Consider the following 12539-nt stretch of genomic DNA (forward strand, 5'->3'; position numbering starts at 1 on the left):
AAGGGGGCGATGATCCGGCCGCGCATCCTTTTCGCCCTGACCTTCGCCCTCTGGGCGGGGGCTGCGGGGCGTGACGGGTTCGACCGGTTCATCGCGGAAACCGACCTGCCGCTGCTGCAGATCGAAACCTCGGTCGAAGTGGTCGACCGCAACGGCACGCTTCTGCGCCCCTACATGGTGGCCGATGGCCGCTGGCGCATGGCGGTGACGCCCGATCAGGTCGATCCGGCCTATATCGCGATGCTGATCGCCTATGAGGACAAGCGGTTCCTGTCGCATGGCGGGGTCGATCCGCAGGCGATGGCGCGGGCCGTGGCGCAGGCGGTATGGAACGGGCGGGTGGTGTCGGGCGGGTCCACGCTGACGATGCAGGTCGCACGGCTGCTTGAGGAAAGCGGCACCGGCAAGGTGGCCGGGAAGCTGCGCCAGATGCGCGTGGCCCTGGCGCTGGAACGACGCCTGACCAAGGACCAGATCCTGCAACTTTACCTGCTGCTGGCGCCCTATGGCGGCAATCTGGAAGGGGTGCGGTCGGCCTCGCTGGCATGGTTCGGCAAGGAACCGCGCCGCCTGACGCCGGCTGAGGCGGCGTTGCTGGTGGCCATTCCCCAGGCCCCGGAATCGCGCCGACCAGACCGTGCGGCGGACCGGGCCGAAGCCGCGCGCGGCCGGGTTCTTGCGCGGGCGGTTCGCGACGGCGTTCTGGCAGAGGACGAAGGGCGCGCGGCGCTGGCCGAAAAGGTGCCGGGACAACGCCGAGCGGTGCCACGTCTGGCGGCGCATCTTGCCGATCGCCTGGTCGCGGAAAGCCCCGGCCTGGGGCGAATCGAAACCACGCTTGATGCAGGGCTTCAGGCAAGGCTCGAATACCTCGCGGCCGAGGCGGTGGCCGACCGGGGGGACCGGGTGCAGGTGGCGATGGTGGTGGCCGACCATGCCTCGGGCGAGGTTCTGGCCAGCGTGGGATCGGCCGCCTATCAGGCCGATGCGCGGCAGGGATTCGTCGACATGACGCAGGCGCTGCGCAGCCCCGGTTCCACGCTGAAGCCGCTGGTCTATGCCTTGGCGTTCGACCAGGGGCTGGCGCATCCCGAAACCCTGATCGACGACCGGCCGATGACCTTTGGCAGCTATGCGCCACAGAATTTCGACAAGGTCTTTCGCGGCACGGTACGGGTGCGCGAGGCGCTGCAGATGTCGCTGAACCTGCCGGTCGTCGCCCTGACCGAGGCGCTGGGGCCCGAAAGGTTGATGTCGGCGATGAAAACGGCCGGGATACAGGCCACCCTGCCGCCGGGCGAGGCGCGGCCGGGGCTGGCGGTGGCACTGGGGGGTGTCGGCGTGACCCTTCACGACATGGTGCAGCTTTATGCGGCGCTGGCGCGGGGGGGCGTGGCGCTGCCGCTGCGGGTAACAGGAACGGAGAACACGCAGGGCCGCCGGGTGGTCTCCGACGTTGCTGCCTGGCAGGTGGGCGACGTCCTGTCGGGCCTTGCCCCGCCGCCGGGCGCGCCCGCGAACCGGCTGGCCTACAAGACGGGCACAAGCTATGGCCACCGGGACGCCTGGGCGATCGGGTTCGACGGGCGGCATGTTGCGGGCGTCTGGATGGGGCGGGCCGATGGCACGCCGGTGCCGGGGGCGTTCGGGGCCGACACCACGGCGCCGATCCTGTTCCAGACCTTCGGCCGGCTGAAACCCGCGCTGGAGGCGCGACCGGCCCCTCCGCCCGCGACGCTGATGGTGTCGAACGCGGCGCTGCCGCAGCCGTTGCAGCGGTTCCGCAGCCGCACCGCGGCCTTTGACGCCGCCGAAGGCGCGCCCGAGGTGGCCTTTCCCCCGGACGGGGCCGAAGTCGAACTGATCGAGCGGTCGCTGATGGTGCGCGTCCGGGGGGGAACGGCGCCCTATACCTGGCTTGCGGATGGCGTTCCGCTGCGCACCGGGGATCGTTCGCGCGAGGCGCTGCTGCCGCTTCCCGGTGCGGGGTTCGTCACCCTCTCGGTCATTGATGCCGAAGGCCGGTCATCGCGCGTCCGGATCCGGGTGCGGTGATCACATCCGTTCGATGGCCAGCGCGATGCCCTGGCCGCCGCCGATGCACATTGTGACGATCGCGCGCCGTCCGCCGCCGCGTTCCAGTTCGTGCATCGCCTTGACCACAAGGATCGCCCCCGTCGCGCCCACCGGATGGCCAAGCGCGATGGCCCCGCCGTTCGGATTGACCTTCGCCGGATCAAGCCCGAGTTCGCGGTTTACGGCGATGGCCTGCGCCGCGAAGGCCTCGTTCGATTCGATCAGGTCGAAATCGCCGATGCCAAGGCCCGTGCGATCCAGCAGCGCACGGACGGCGGGGATCGGCCCGATGCCCATCACCTGCGGGCGCACCCCGGCCACGGCATAGCCAAGGATCCGCGCCCGCGGTTGCAGCCCCGCCCGCGCCGCCGCCGACGCGCGGGCAAGGACAACCGCCGCAGCGCCATCGTTGATGCCGCTTGCATTGCCTGCGGTCACGGTTCCGTCCTTCTGGAACGCCGGCTTCAGCCCGGCCAGCGCGTCGATGCTGGTGGCCTTGGGGTGTTCGTCGGTGTCGAAGACGACCGTGCCCTTGCGCCCGGCGATTTCCACCGGAACGATCTGGTCGCGGAACCGACCCTCGGCGATGGCGCGGGCGGCGCGGTTCTGCGAGTCCAGCGCGAAGGCGTCCTGATCGGCGCGGCTGATGCCAAGTTCGGCCGCCACGTTTTCCGCCGTCACCCCCATGTGTCCGGTGCCGAAGGGGCAGGTCAGCGCCCCCGTCATCATGTCGATCGCGCGGGTATCCCCCATCTTCTGCCCGAAGCGCGCCGATTGCAGGATGTGGGGGGCGCGGCTCATGCATTCGGCGCCGCCCGCCAGGGCGAAATCGGCGTCATCCAAAAGGATCGACTGTGCGGCCGAGATGATGGCCTGCACACCCGATCCGCAAAGCCGGTTCACGTTCATCGCCGGGGTCGTGTCGGGCACACCTGCATTCATCGCGGCCACCCGGCTCAGATACATGTCGCGGGGTTCGGTGTTGATGATGTGGCCCCAGACCGAGGCGCCGATCCGAGCGGCAGGCAGGCCCGCGCGGTCGATGGCCGCGCGCGCGGCGATGGTCGCAAGGTCGATCGGCGGCAGGCCCGAAAGCGCCCCCCCGAAGGTGCCGATGGCGGTGCGCGCGCCTGAGAGGATGACGATATCGGTCATGGGATCAGCCTTTCGGTTGGTGGCGGTCGGGATGGGCTGCGGCAACTTCCGGCAGCAGCGCCAGATTGCCGATCACCCGGTCGATGTTCGAGTATGACGTTACGTCGATCCCGACGCGGGTCGCATTGTAGACCTGCGGGACGAGGCACAGATCGGCCAGCGTGACACGGTCGCCGTGGCAATAGGGCCCGGCAGGCCCGTGATCCAGCATCCGGTTCAGGGCGTCAAAGCCACGACCGATGAAATGGCGCTGCCAGTCATCCGCCGTGACCGCCCCGCCCGAGATTGCGGCGGCGTGCTTGCGGACGGACAGGTTGCAGACGGGCGCGATTTCCATCGCGATGGCATGGGCCAGCGCCCGCACCCGCGCCCGCCCGGCGGCATCGGACGGAAGGAACCCGCCTGCGCGGGTTTCATCCAGGTATTCGATGATCGCCAGTGATTGCGTGAGCCGCAGGCCGTCGATTTCCAGCGTCGGAACCAGACCCTGCGGATTCCGGGCGACGTTGTCCGCACCGCGGTGATCGCCCGCCAGCAGGTCCACCGGAACGGTGCGATAGGGCAGCCCGAGCAGGTTAAGCGCGATGCGCACCCGATAGGAGGCTGAAGACCGCCAGTAATCGTAAAGCGTGATCATGTCCGATCCCCCAGAAGGGTTTGCAGGGCGGTGCGGAACGGGGCCGCGTCCGGGCCAAGCTCTGCCAGGATGCGGGCCTGATAGGCGTTTGCCACGGGCACGATCCGTTCGATCAGGTCGCGGCCCCGGTCCGTCAGGCGCATTTCGACAAGGCGCCGGTCTTCGGGGTGGGTCCGCTTTTCGATCAGCCCCTGCGATTCAAGCCGCGCGGCGGCCCGGCTGACCTTGGATTTGTCCATATCCACGCGCGCGTGGATCTCGCGGACGGACACCGCCTCGGACCCTGCCAGATGCGCCAGAACCCGCCATTCGGGAAGCGAGATGCCGAATTCGGCCCGGTAGAGGTCTGCAAAGCCCCGGCTCACGCGGGCCGAGGCCACCGCAAGCTGATAGGGCAGGAAGGCGGCAAGATCGAAACCGGACAATGGGCACACCTTCGGTCGGATTGGGGCGCGGGGCGCGGGCGCGGGGGCTCTGGGCCATCATGTCAGCACGGAATCGGACAACCCGCAAGCGAGGCGACTTGACTTCGTTGCATTTGCAACGATAAATCATGCAAGGAAATCTCATCTATTGCACCGACTTGTCGGGGGAGGGCGCGATGAATCAGCAAGGCACCCCGCGCGGCATGGTCCGCGCCGTGGACACAACCGGAACGGTCGAGGGCTACATGCCGGGTTTCGGCAACGATTTCGAAACCGAGGCGTTGCCGGGCGCACTGCCGCAGGGCATGAACAGCCCGCAGAAATGCAACTATGGCCTTTACGGCGAACAGCTTTCCGGCACCGCCTTCACCGCGCCCAGCCATCAGAACGAACGCACCTGGTGCTATCGCATCCGCCCCAGCGTGAAGCACACCCACCGGTTCGAAAAGATCGAGCTGCCCTACTGGAAATCCGCGCCGAACGTGTTGCCCGATGTGATCAGCCTGGGCCAGTACCGCTGGGACCCGGTCGCCCGGACGGACGCGGCGCTGACCTGGCTGACCGGCATGCGCACCATGACGACGGCCGGAGACGTGAACACCCAGGTTGGCATGGCCAGCCACATCTACCTTGTGACCGAAAGCATGGTGGACGACTATTTCTTTTCGGCCGACAGCGAGATTCTGATCGTGCCGCAGGAAGGGCGGCTGCGGTTCTGCACCGAACTGGGGATCATCGACCTTGAGCCGAAGGAGATCGCCATCATACCGCGCGGTCTGGTCTATCGGGTCGAGCTGATCGAGGGGCCGGCGCGCGGCTTTGTCTGCGAGAACTACGGGCAGAAGTTTGAACTGCCCGGACGCGGGCCGATCGGCGCGAACTGCATGGCGAACCGGCGCGATTTCAAGACGCCGGTGGCGGCCTTCGAGGACCGCGAGGTGCCTTCGACCGTCACCGTGAAATGGTGTGGCCAGTTTCATCGCACCCGCATCGGCCACAGCCCGCTGGACGTTGTGGCCTGGCACGGCAATTACGCGCCGGTGAAATACGACCTGCGCACCTATTGCCCGGTGGGCGCGATCCTGTTCGATCACCCCGATCCGTCGATCTTTACCGTGCTGACCGCGCCCTCGGGCGTGCCGGGCACGGCCAACATCGACTTCGTGCTGTTCCGCGAACGCTGGATGGTGGCGGAAAACACGTTCCGCCCGCCGTGGTATCACAAGAACATCATGTCGGAACTGATGGGCAACATCTATGGCCAGTACGATGCCAAGCCCCAGGGCTTTGTCCCGGGCGGGATGAGCCTGCACAACATGATGCTGCCGCACGGGCCGGACCGGAACGCCTTTGAAGGCGCGTCGAACGCCGATCTGAAGCCCGAAAAGCTGGACAACACCATGAGTTTCATGTTCGAGACGCGCTTTCCGCAGCACCTGACGGAGTTTGCCGCGAAGGAAGCGCCGCTGCAGGACGATTACATCGACTGCTGGCTGGGGCTTGAAAAGAAGTTCGACGGCACGCCCGGCGTGAAGTGAGAAGGCCGGGGGGCTGTCTGCCCCCCGGACCCCCGAGGATATTTTTTCCAGAATGAAGGACAGGCGCGATGGGGTTGATCCGGTCATGGGTCGAAAGTGCCAACCGTGAAGGTTGCGACTTTCCGCTGAACAACCTGCCCTGTGGGGTGTTCTCGATCGACGGGGATGATCCGCGCTGTGGCGTGGCGATCGGCGATTTCGTCCTTGATGTGGCGGCGCTCGAGGCAGAGGGCCTGATCGACCTGGGCGGGCCGTTGCTGGACGTGCCCTTCTGGAACGAGGTGATGGAGGCCGGGCCGGCCACATGGGCCGCGTTGCGGTCGCGGCTGACGGGGATCCTGGCGAAGGGATCGGCCGATCGGGCGGCGGCGGAACCGCATCTTTGGCCGCTGTCCGAGGCGCGGATGCATATGCCGTTCCTCGTGGCCGAATACACCGATTTCTATGCCGGGCGGAACCATGCGTTCAACGTGGGGTCGATGTTTCGCGGGCCGGAAAACGCGCTGCCGCCGAACTGGCTGCATATTCCCATCGGCTATAACGGGCGGGCGTCCTCGGTCGTGGTGTCGGGGACGGATGTGCGCCGCCCCTGGGGGCAGTTGAAGGGGGCCGATCATCCGGCACCCATCTTCGCGCCGTCGCGGCGGTTCGACTTCGAGCTGGAAATGGGCGCCATCGTCGGGCAGGCATCGGAAGGGATGGTTTCGGTGGCGCGGGCCGACGAGATGATCTTTGGCTATGTCCTGCTGAACGACTGGTCGGCACGGGATGTGCAGGCCTGGGAATACCAGCCGCTTGGCCCCTTCCAGGCCAAGGCGACCGCCACAACGATCAGCCCCTGGATCGTCACCCGCGCCGCGCTGGAGCCCTTCCGGGTGGCAACGCCCGCGCGCGAGTTGCCTCTGTTGCCGCATCTGACCGAACCGGGCCCGATGCTTTATGACATCGCGCTTGAGGTCTGGCTGACGCCGGACGGGGGGGCGGAAACCGTGATTACCCGCACGACCTATGCCGAGATGTATTATTCGGCGGCGCAGCAGTTGTGCCACCACACCACCAGCGGCTGCCCGATGAACGTCGGCGATCTTCTGGGGTCGGGCACGATTTCGGGGGCGGAAAAGGACAGCCGCGGGTCGATGCTTGAGCTGAGCTGGGGCGGGAAGGAACCGCTGGCACTGGTGGGCGGCGTGACGCGCAGCTTCCTGGAGGACGGCGACCGCGTCGTCTTTCGTGGCGGGGCGCAGGGCGATGGATACAGGATCGGTTTCGGGGAATGCGCGGGACGGGTGATCGCCGCCCACGCGGACCCGGTCGACGCAGGGAGATAGGGACATGGCAAAGGCGTTCGCCTCGCAGGGGGATCTTGCGGAAAAGAAGATCAGTTTCACCGAGGTCGGTGACGGGCTTTACGCCTTTACCGCCGAGGGCGACCCGAACAGCGGCGTCATCATCGGCGATGATAGCGTGATGGTGGTCGAGGCGCAGGCGACCCCGCGCCTTGCCCGCAAGGTGGTGGAGTGCATCCGTCAGGTGACGGACAAGCCGATCACCCATCTGGTGCTGACGCATTACCATGCGGTTCGGGTTCTGGGCGCCTCGGCCTATGGCGCGCGCGAGGTCATCATGTCGGATGCCGCCCGCGCGATGGTGGTGGAACGCGGGGCCGAGGACTGGGCCAGCGAATTCGGCCGCTTCCCGCGCCTGTTCCAGGGGCATGAGGAAATTCCGGGGCTGACCTGGCCCACCACGACCTTCAGCGACGCGATGACGGTCTACCTGGGCAAGCGCCGGGTGGACATCATGCATCTGGGCCGCGCCCATACGGCGGGCGATGCCGTGGTCTGGGTGCCGGATGCCGAGGTGATGTTCACCGGCGATATCGTCGAATACCATTCCGCCTGCTATTGCGGCGACGGCCATTTCGCCGACTGGGGCGAGACGCTGGCCAACATCGCGGCCTTCGATCCGGTGGCCATCGCACCGGGCCGGGGGGATGCCCTGATCGGGCGCGAGATGGTGGCGAAGGCCATCGCCAACACCGCGGATTTCGTGGAAAGCACCTATCGCCCGGTGGCGCGCGTGGCGGCGCGCGGCGGCAGCCTGAAACAGGCCTGGGACGCGGCGCGCGCCGAATGTGACCAAAAATTCGGCGAGTATGCCATCTATGAGCATTGCCTGCCTTTCAACGTGGCCCGCGCCTGGGACGAGGCGCGCGGGATCGATACGCCGCGCATCTGGACGGCCGAGCGGGACCGCGAAATGTGGGAGGCGCTGCAGGGATGAACAGGTTCGGACCGTCGCGCGGCGAATGGTGGTTCAGGCTGGCGCTCTCGGTCGCGGGGCTTGCGCTTCTGTCCGCGCTGCTGGCGATCCGCGGCCTTCCCGAAGGTCCGGGGCTGGTCGAGGTGGTTGGGCTGGCCGGGGCCTTCTTCGGCGGAACGCTGGTTCTGTCGATCCGGGCGTTGTGGCGGGATCGCGCCCGGAAGAGGGAGGGGTGACGGATGCCCTATGACTACAAGCCCTATGCCTATCACCGCCCGCCCGGACTGACCGCGCCTGAGCCGCGCCACAAGGTGGCGATCGTGGGGGCGGGGCCGATCGGCCTGGCGATGGCGCTGGAACTGGCGCAACATGGCGTGCCCTCGGTCATCGTCGATGACAATGACGTGGTGTCGGTGGGCAGCCGGGCGATCTGCTGGTCCAAGCGCAGCCTCGAAATCCTGGACCGGATCGGCATCGGCGCGCGCTGCGTGGAAAAGGGCGTGACCTGGAAGGTCGGGCGCACGTGGCACCGGGATCGAGAGGTCTTTACCTTCGATCTGCTTCCCGAGGATGGCCACAAGATGCCGGCCTTCGTGAACCTTCAGCAGTATTATGTCGAGGAATACCTGATCGAGGCGGCGCAGGCGAACGCGCTGATCGACCTGCGGTTCAGGAACCGCGTCAAGGCGGTGGAACAGGCCGCGGATCATGCCGTTGCGGTGATCGAGACGCCGGATGGCGACTACCGGCTGGAGGCCGATTGGCTGATCGCCTGCGACGGCGCACGGTCGCCTGTGCGGGCGATGCTGGGGCTGGATTTCGATGGCGAACTGTTCGAGGAACGGTTCCTGATCGCCGATATCGAGATGGCGGCCGACTTTCCGAGCGAGCGCTGGTTCTGGTTCGAGCCGACCTTCCATCCGGGCCAGTCGGCGCTGTTGCACAAGCAGCCCGACAACATCTATCGCATCGACCTGCAACTGGGCTGGAACACCGACCCCGAAGAGGAACGAAAGCCCGAACGCGTCATCCCGCGGATCGAAAAGGTAGTGGGGCACCGGGATTTCCGGCTGGACTGGGTGTCGGTTTATACTTTCCAGTGCCGCCGGTTGCGCAACTTCGTGCAGGGACGGGTGATCTTTGTGGGCGACAGCGCGCATGTCGTGTCGCCCTTCGGCGCCAGGGGCGGGAACGGCGGGCTGGGCGACGTGGATGCCCTGGGCTGGCGGCTGGCCGGCGTGGTCAGGGGCGAGGCGCCCGAGGCGGCGCTGGCGGCTTTCGACCGTGAACGCCAGTTCGGCGCAGACGAGAACATCCTGAATTCCGCCCGCTCGACGCGGTTCATGTCGCCCGAGGACGGGGTGGAACGGCTGTTCCGCGACGCGGTGCTACATCTGGCGAACCGGGTGGATTTCGCCCGCCCGATGGTGAACTCGGGTCGGCTTTCGCGGCCCTGCGTCTATCCTCTGGTCGCCCCGGATGCGACGGGTCTGCCCGAGGTGTCACGCCCTGGCGCGGTCGCCCCGGATGCGCCTTTGGCCGATGGCTGGCTTCTGGAAAGGCTGGGGGTCGGGTTCACCGTTCTGGCGATCGGTTGTGCGGCGCCCGAGGTGCCGGGGGCGCGGGCGCTGGCCCTGCCGGTGACGCCGGAACTGGCGGCGCGCTATCTGGGCGGGGCGGGTGCGGCGGTCTATCTGATTCGCCCCGATCAGGTGGTTGCGGCGCGCTGGACGGCCTGCGGAGTGGAAGAGATCGCCGCGGCGCTGACCGCATCACGGGAGGGACGGACATGAGCCTGATCACGGCCCCCAACATCGCCGATGTCGACGGGTTCTATGCCCGGCTGCTGGCCACCCATCGCGGCCTGACAGACGCAGAAAGTGCGGCGCTGAACGCGCGGCTGATCCTGATACTGGCCAATCACGTTGGGGATGCGACCGTTCTGGAACAGGCGCTGGCGCTGGCGCGCGACGGTGCTGGCAAACCGGCCTAGGCGGTTTTCGGGTGCAGGGGCACACGCCCCGCCTCGGTCAGGTGAAAGACCTCGCGCCCCTCGATGACGATGGCGGTGAGCGGGCCGCCATAGGCCGCGCCGCTGTCGATGTTCACGCGGTTGCCGTAATGGGTGGGGGCATCCAGATGGGTGTGCCCATGCACCACCAGCGCGCCGTGATCGCCCGTGAAGTCAAGGAAGGGCGCGCGGATCCAGCACAGGTCGGTCTCGGTCTGGTCCTCCATCGCCACGCCGGGGCGGATGCCCGCGTGGACAAAGACCACTTCGCCCAGGCGGTGCCAGCCGGGCAGACGTTCCAGCCAGTCGCGATGCGTCTGAGGGACGGCCTTGACGGCCTCGTCGAAGACCGGGGCGAGCGGGCGGTCGCCCGCATTCGCCACCCCGTAGGATGCCAGCGTCGCCGCCCCGCCGATGCGCGGATGCAGCCACGAGAATTCGGCCCGGAGTCCCGGATCGCGGGCGTCGATGGCGGTCAGGTAGATGTGGAACATCCGGTCGTGATTGCCCTTCAGCACGGTCCAGTCGCGTCCGTCGGCCTGCCCCTGCATCAGCCAGTCGATCACGCCGCGGCTGTCGGGGCCGCGATCCACCATGTCGCCGACATGGATCACGGGCGCCGGGCCATGCACCGCCTGATCGGCGGCGATGCGGTCATGGGCGCCTTTCAGAAGGTCCAGATGGCCGTGGATATCCCCGATGGCATAGGCGCGCATGATCCGGTCCGGTTATGGAAATGAAGAAGGGCCGGGGGCGTTGCCCCCGGACCCCCGGGATATTTCAGCCAGAATGAAGGGGCAAGGGGCGGGCTTCGCCCCGGCCCGTCATGCCACGTCGAATTCCAGCGGCTTGACCTGCTGGAACATGCCGGTGGATTCCAGCGTTTCCACCACTTTCGGGTCGATCGCCTGGTCGAGGTAGAGGATGGCGATCGCGTCCTGCCCCACGCCCGACCGGCCGAGGGTGAAGTTGGCGATGTTGACGCCGTTCTTGCCCATCGTCATCCCCAGAAGGCCGATGATGCCGGGCACGTCCTCGTTCGTGGTGTAAAGCATGTGCTGCCCCACCTCGGCGTCGATGTTGATGCCCTTGATCTGGATGAAGCGCGGCTTGCCATCGGCAAAGCAGGTGCCCGCGACCGACCGCTCGCGCTTGTCGGTGACCATCGTGACCTTGATATAGGCGTCGAAGGTGCCGGTCTTGTCCTGCTTCGTGGTCGAGACCTGGATGCCGCGTTCCTTGGCGACGATCGGGGCCGAGACAAGGTTCACATCCGGGTTCGAGGCCTTCATCACCCCGGCAATCACCGCCTGGTTCAGCGCGGCGAGGTTCATTTCGGCCACGCGGCCGTCATAGAGGATGTTGATCGCCTTGATCGGCTCGTCCGTCATCTGGCCGATGAAGCTGCCGAGATGCCCGGCGAGCTTGATCCAGGGGCCCATGACAGCGGCCTCTTCGGCGGTGACGTTGGGCATGTTCAGCGCGTTCTGCACCGCGCCCGACAGCAGGTAGTCCGACATCTGTTCGGCCACCTGAAGCGCGACGTTTTCCTGGGCTTCCGTCGTGGCGGCGCCCAGATGCGGGGTGCAGACGACATTCGGGTGGTTGAACAGGACGTTCTCGGTGGCGGGTTCGACCTCGAAGACATCGAGGGCGGCGGCGGCGACATGGCCGGTGTCCAGCGCGTCCTTCAGCGCGGCCTCGTCGATCAGGCCGCCGCGGGCGCAGTTGATGATGCGCACGCCGGTTTTCGTTTTGGCGAGGTTCTCGCGGCTCAGGATGTTGCGGGTCTTGTCGGTCAGCGGAACATGGAGCGTGATGAAATCGGCACGCGCCAGAAGTTCATCCAGCTCCACCTTGGTCACGCCCAGTTGCTTTGCCCGTTCTTCCGACAGGAAGGGATCATAGGCGATCACCTTCATCTTCAGGCCGACAGCGCGGTCACAGACGATGCCGCCGATGTTGCCCGCGCCGATGACGCCCAGGGTCTTGTTGAACAGTTCGACCCCCATGAAGCGGGATTTCTCCCACTTGCCCGCATGGGTGGAGGCATTGGCCTCGGGGATCTGGCGGGCGACGGCGAACATCATCGCGATGGCGTGTTCGGCGGTGGTGATCGAGTTGCCGAACGGCGTGTTCATCACGATCACGCCCTTCTTCGAGGCGGCCGGGATATCGACATTGTCGACGCCGATGCCGGCGCGGCCGACAACCTTCAGCCGGTCGGCCTTTTCCAGCAGCTTTTCGGTGACCTTGGTGGCCGAGCGGATGGCAAGGCCGTCATACTGGGCGATCAGTTCGGCCAGCTTTTCCTTGTCCTTGCCGAGCTTCGGCATGTAGTCGACTTCGACTCCGCGGTCGCGGAAGATCTGGACGGCGGTTTCGGAAAGTTCGTCGGAAACGAGAACGCGGGGGGCCATGGGATGGACTCCTTG

The 12539-nt window shown here is 66.8% G+C and carries 12 protein-coding genes; 7 read left to right on the top strand and 5 right to left on the bottom strand.

Annotated features, from left to right (window positions below; genetic code table 11):
* Positions 1-9 precede the first annotated feature (9 nt).
* Positions 10-2055, top strand: coding sequence for a penicillin-binding protein 1C (pbpC, locus tag E7811_RS08675; protein WP_136394117.1), 2046 nt, complete (start codon positions 10-12; stop codon positions 2053-2055).
* Here pbpC and bktB read toward each other — a convergent pair whose 3' ends face one another.
* From bktB to E7811_RS08690, 3 genes are read right to left on the bottom strand one after another with little or no spacing between them, the layout of a single operon-like run.
* The gene (gene bktB, locus E7811_RS08680; protein WP_136394118.1) at positions 2056-3231 is read right to left on the bottom strand and encodes a beta-ketothiolase BktB; all 1176 of its coding nucleotides are present in this window, start codon (positions 3229-3231) and stop codon (positions 2056-2058) included.
* A gap of 4 nt (positions 3232-3235) precedes the next feature.
* Positions 3236-3868 (bottom strand): maleylacetoacetate isomerase, encoded by a 633-nt coding sequence (maiA, locus tag E7811_RS08685; RefSeq protein WP_136394119.1) that lies wholly within the window; start codon positions 3866-3868, stop codon positions 3236-3238.
* Positions 3865-4302: a MarR family winged helix-turn-helix transcriptional regulator gene (locus E7811_RS08690; protein ID WP_342773345.1), complete on the bottom strand. Its 438-nt coding sequence runs from the start codon at positions 4300-4302 to the stop codon at positions 3865-3867. The genes maiA and E7811_RS08690 overlap by 4 nt, the downstream gene beginning before the upstream one ends.
* A 167-nt stretch (positions 4303-4469) precedes the next feature.
* Between E7811_RS08690 and hmgA the strand changes: the two genes are divergently transcribed.
* From hmgA to E7811_RS08720, 6 genes are all read left to right on the top strand, one after another.
* A complete protein-coding gene (hmgA, locus tag E7811_RS08695; protein ID WP_136394121.1) occupies positions 4470-5831 on the top strand; it encodes a homogentisate 1,2-dioxygenase in 1362 nt (453 codons plus the stop codon).
* 68 nt (positions 5832-5899) lie between these two features.
* A complete protein-coding gene (gene fahA, locus E7811_RS08700; RefSeq protein WP_136394122.1) occupies positions 5900-7159 on the top strand; it encodes a fumarylacetoacetase in 1260 nt (419 codons plus the stop codon).
* 4 nt (positions 7160-7163) lie between these two features.
* Positions 7164-8114, top strand: a complete 951-nt coding sequence (locus E7811_RS08705; RefSeq protein WP_136394123.1) for an MBL fold metallo-hydrolase — start codon at positions 7164-7166, stop codon at positions 8112-8114.
* Positions 8111-8329 (top strand): hypothetical protein, encoded by a 219-nt coding sequence (locus E7811_RS08710; RefSeq protein WP_136394124.1) that lies wholly within the window; start codon positions 8111-8113, stop codon positions 8327-8329. The genes E7811_RS08705 and E7811_RS08710 overlap by 4 nt, the downstream gene beginning before the upstream one ends.
* 3 nt (positions 8330-8332) lie before the next feature.
* Entirely contained in the window at positions 8333-9886 is a 1554-nt protein-coding gene (locus E7811_RS08715; RefSeq protein WP_136394125.1) for an FAD-dependent oxidoreductase, read from the top strand.
* Positions 9883-10086, top strand: a complete 204-nt coding sequence (locus E7811_RS08720; RefSeq protein WP_136394126.1) for a DUF2783 domain-containing protein — start codon at positions 9883-9885, stop codon at positions 10084-10086. Before E7811_RS08715 ends, E7811_RS08720 begins: the two co-directional genes overlap by 4 nt.
* Here E7811_RS08720 and E7811_RS08725 read toward each other — a convergent pair.
* Both E7811_RS08725 and serA read right to left on the bottom strand, forming a co-directional pair.
* A complete protein-coding gene (locus tag E7811_RS08725; RefSeq protein ID WP_136394127.1) occupies positions 10083-10820 on the bottom strand; it encodes a metallophosphoesterase in 738 nt (245 codons plus the stop codon). The two genes, E7811_RS08720 and E7811_RS08725, sit on opposite strands and share 4 nt — an antisense overlap.
* Positions 10821-10928: 108 nt before the next feature.
* Positions 10929-12524, bottom strand: a complete 1596-nt coding sequence (gene serA, locus E7811_RS08730) for a phosphoglycerate dehydrogenase (protein ID WP_136394128.1) — start codon at positions 12522-12524, stop codon at positions 10929-10931.
* Positions 12525-12539: the final 15 nt, after the last annotated feature.

The organism is Aliigemmobacter aestuarii (genome assembly GCF_004799285.1).
Taxonomy (GTDB): Bacteria; Pseudomonadota; Alphaproteobacteria; order Rhodobacterales; family Rhodobacteraceae; genus Aliigemmobacter; species Aliigemmobacter aestuarii.

What these genes read in the sequence shown, in the direction of transcription:
- pbpC (WP_136394117.1), top strand. Translation starts at nt 10, where the DNA reads ATGATCCGGCCGCGCATCCTTTTCGCCCTGACCTTCGCCCTCTGGGCG.
- bktB (WP_136394118.1), bottom strand. Translation starts at nt 3,231, where the DNA reads ATGACCGATATCGTCATCCTCTCAGGCGCGCGCACCGCCATCGGCACC.
- maiA (WP_136394119.1), bottom strand. Translation starts at nt 3,868, where the DNA reads ATGATCACGCTTTACGATTACTGGCGGTCTTCAGCCTCCTATCGGGTG.
- hmgA (WP_136394121.1), top strand. Translation starts at nt 4,470, where the DNA reads ATGAATCAGCAAGGCACCCCGCGCGGCATGGTCCGCGCCGTGGACACA.
- fahA (WP_136394122.1), top strand. Translation starts at nt 5,900, where the DNA reads ATGGGGTTGATCCGGTCATGGGTCGAAAGTGCCAACCGTGAAGGTTGC.
- E7811_RS08705 (WP_136394123.1), top strand. Translation starts at nt 7,164, where the DNA reads ATGGCAAAGGCGTTCGCCTCGCAGGGGGATCTTGCGGAAAAGAAGATC.
- E7811_RS08710 (WP_136394124.1), top strand. Translation starts at nt 8,111, where the DNA reads ATGAACAGGTTCGGACCGTCGCGCGGCGAATGGTGGTTCAGGCTGGCG.
- E7811_RS08715 (WP_136394125.1), top strand. Translation starts at nt 8,333, where the DNA reads ATGCCCTATGACTACAAGCCCTATGCCTATCACCGCCCGCCCGGACTG.
- E7811_RS08720 (WP_136394126.1), top strand. Translation starts at nt 9,883, where the DNA reads ATGAGCCTGATCACGGCCCCCAACATCGCCGATGTCGACGGGTTCTAT.
- E7811_RS08725 (WP_136394127.1), bottom strand. Translation starts at nt 10,820, where the DNA reads ATGCGCGCCTATGCCATCGGGGATATCCACGGCCATCTGGACCTTCTG.
- serA (WP_136394128.1), bottom strand. Translation starts at nt 12,524, where the DNA reads ATGGCCCCCCGCGTTCTCGTTTCCGACGAACTTTCCGAAACCGCCGTC.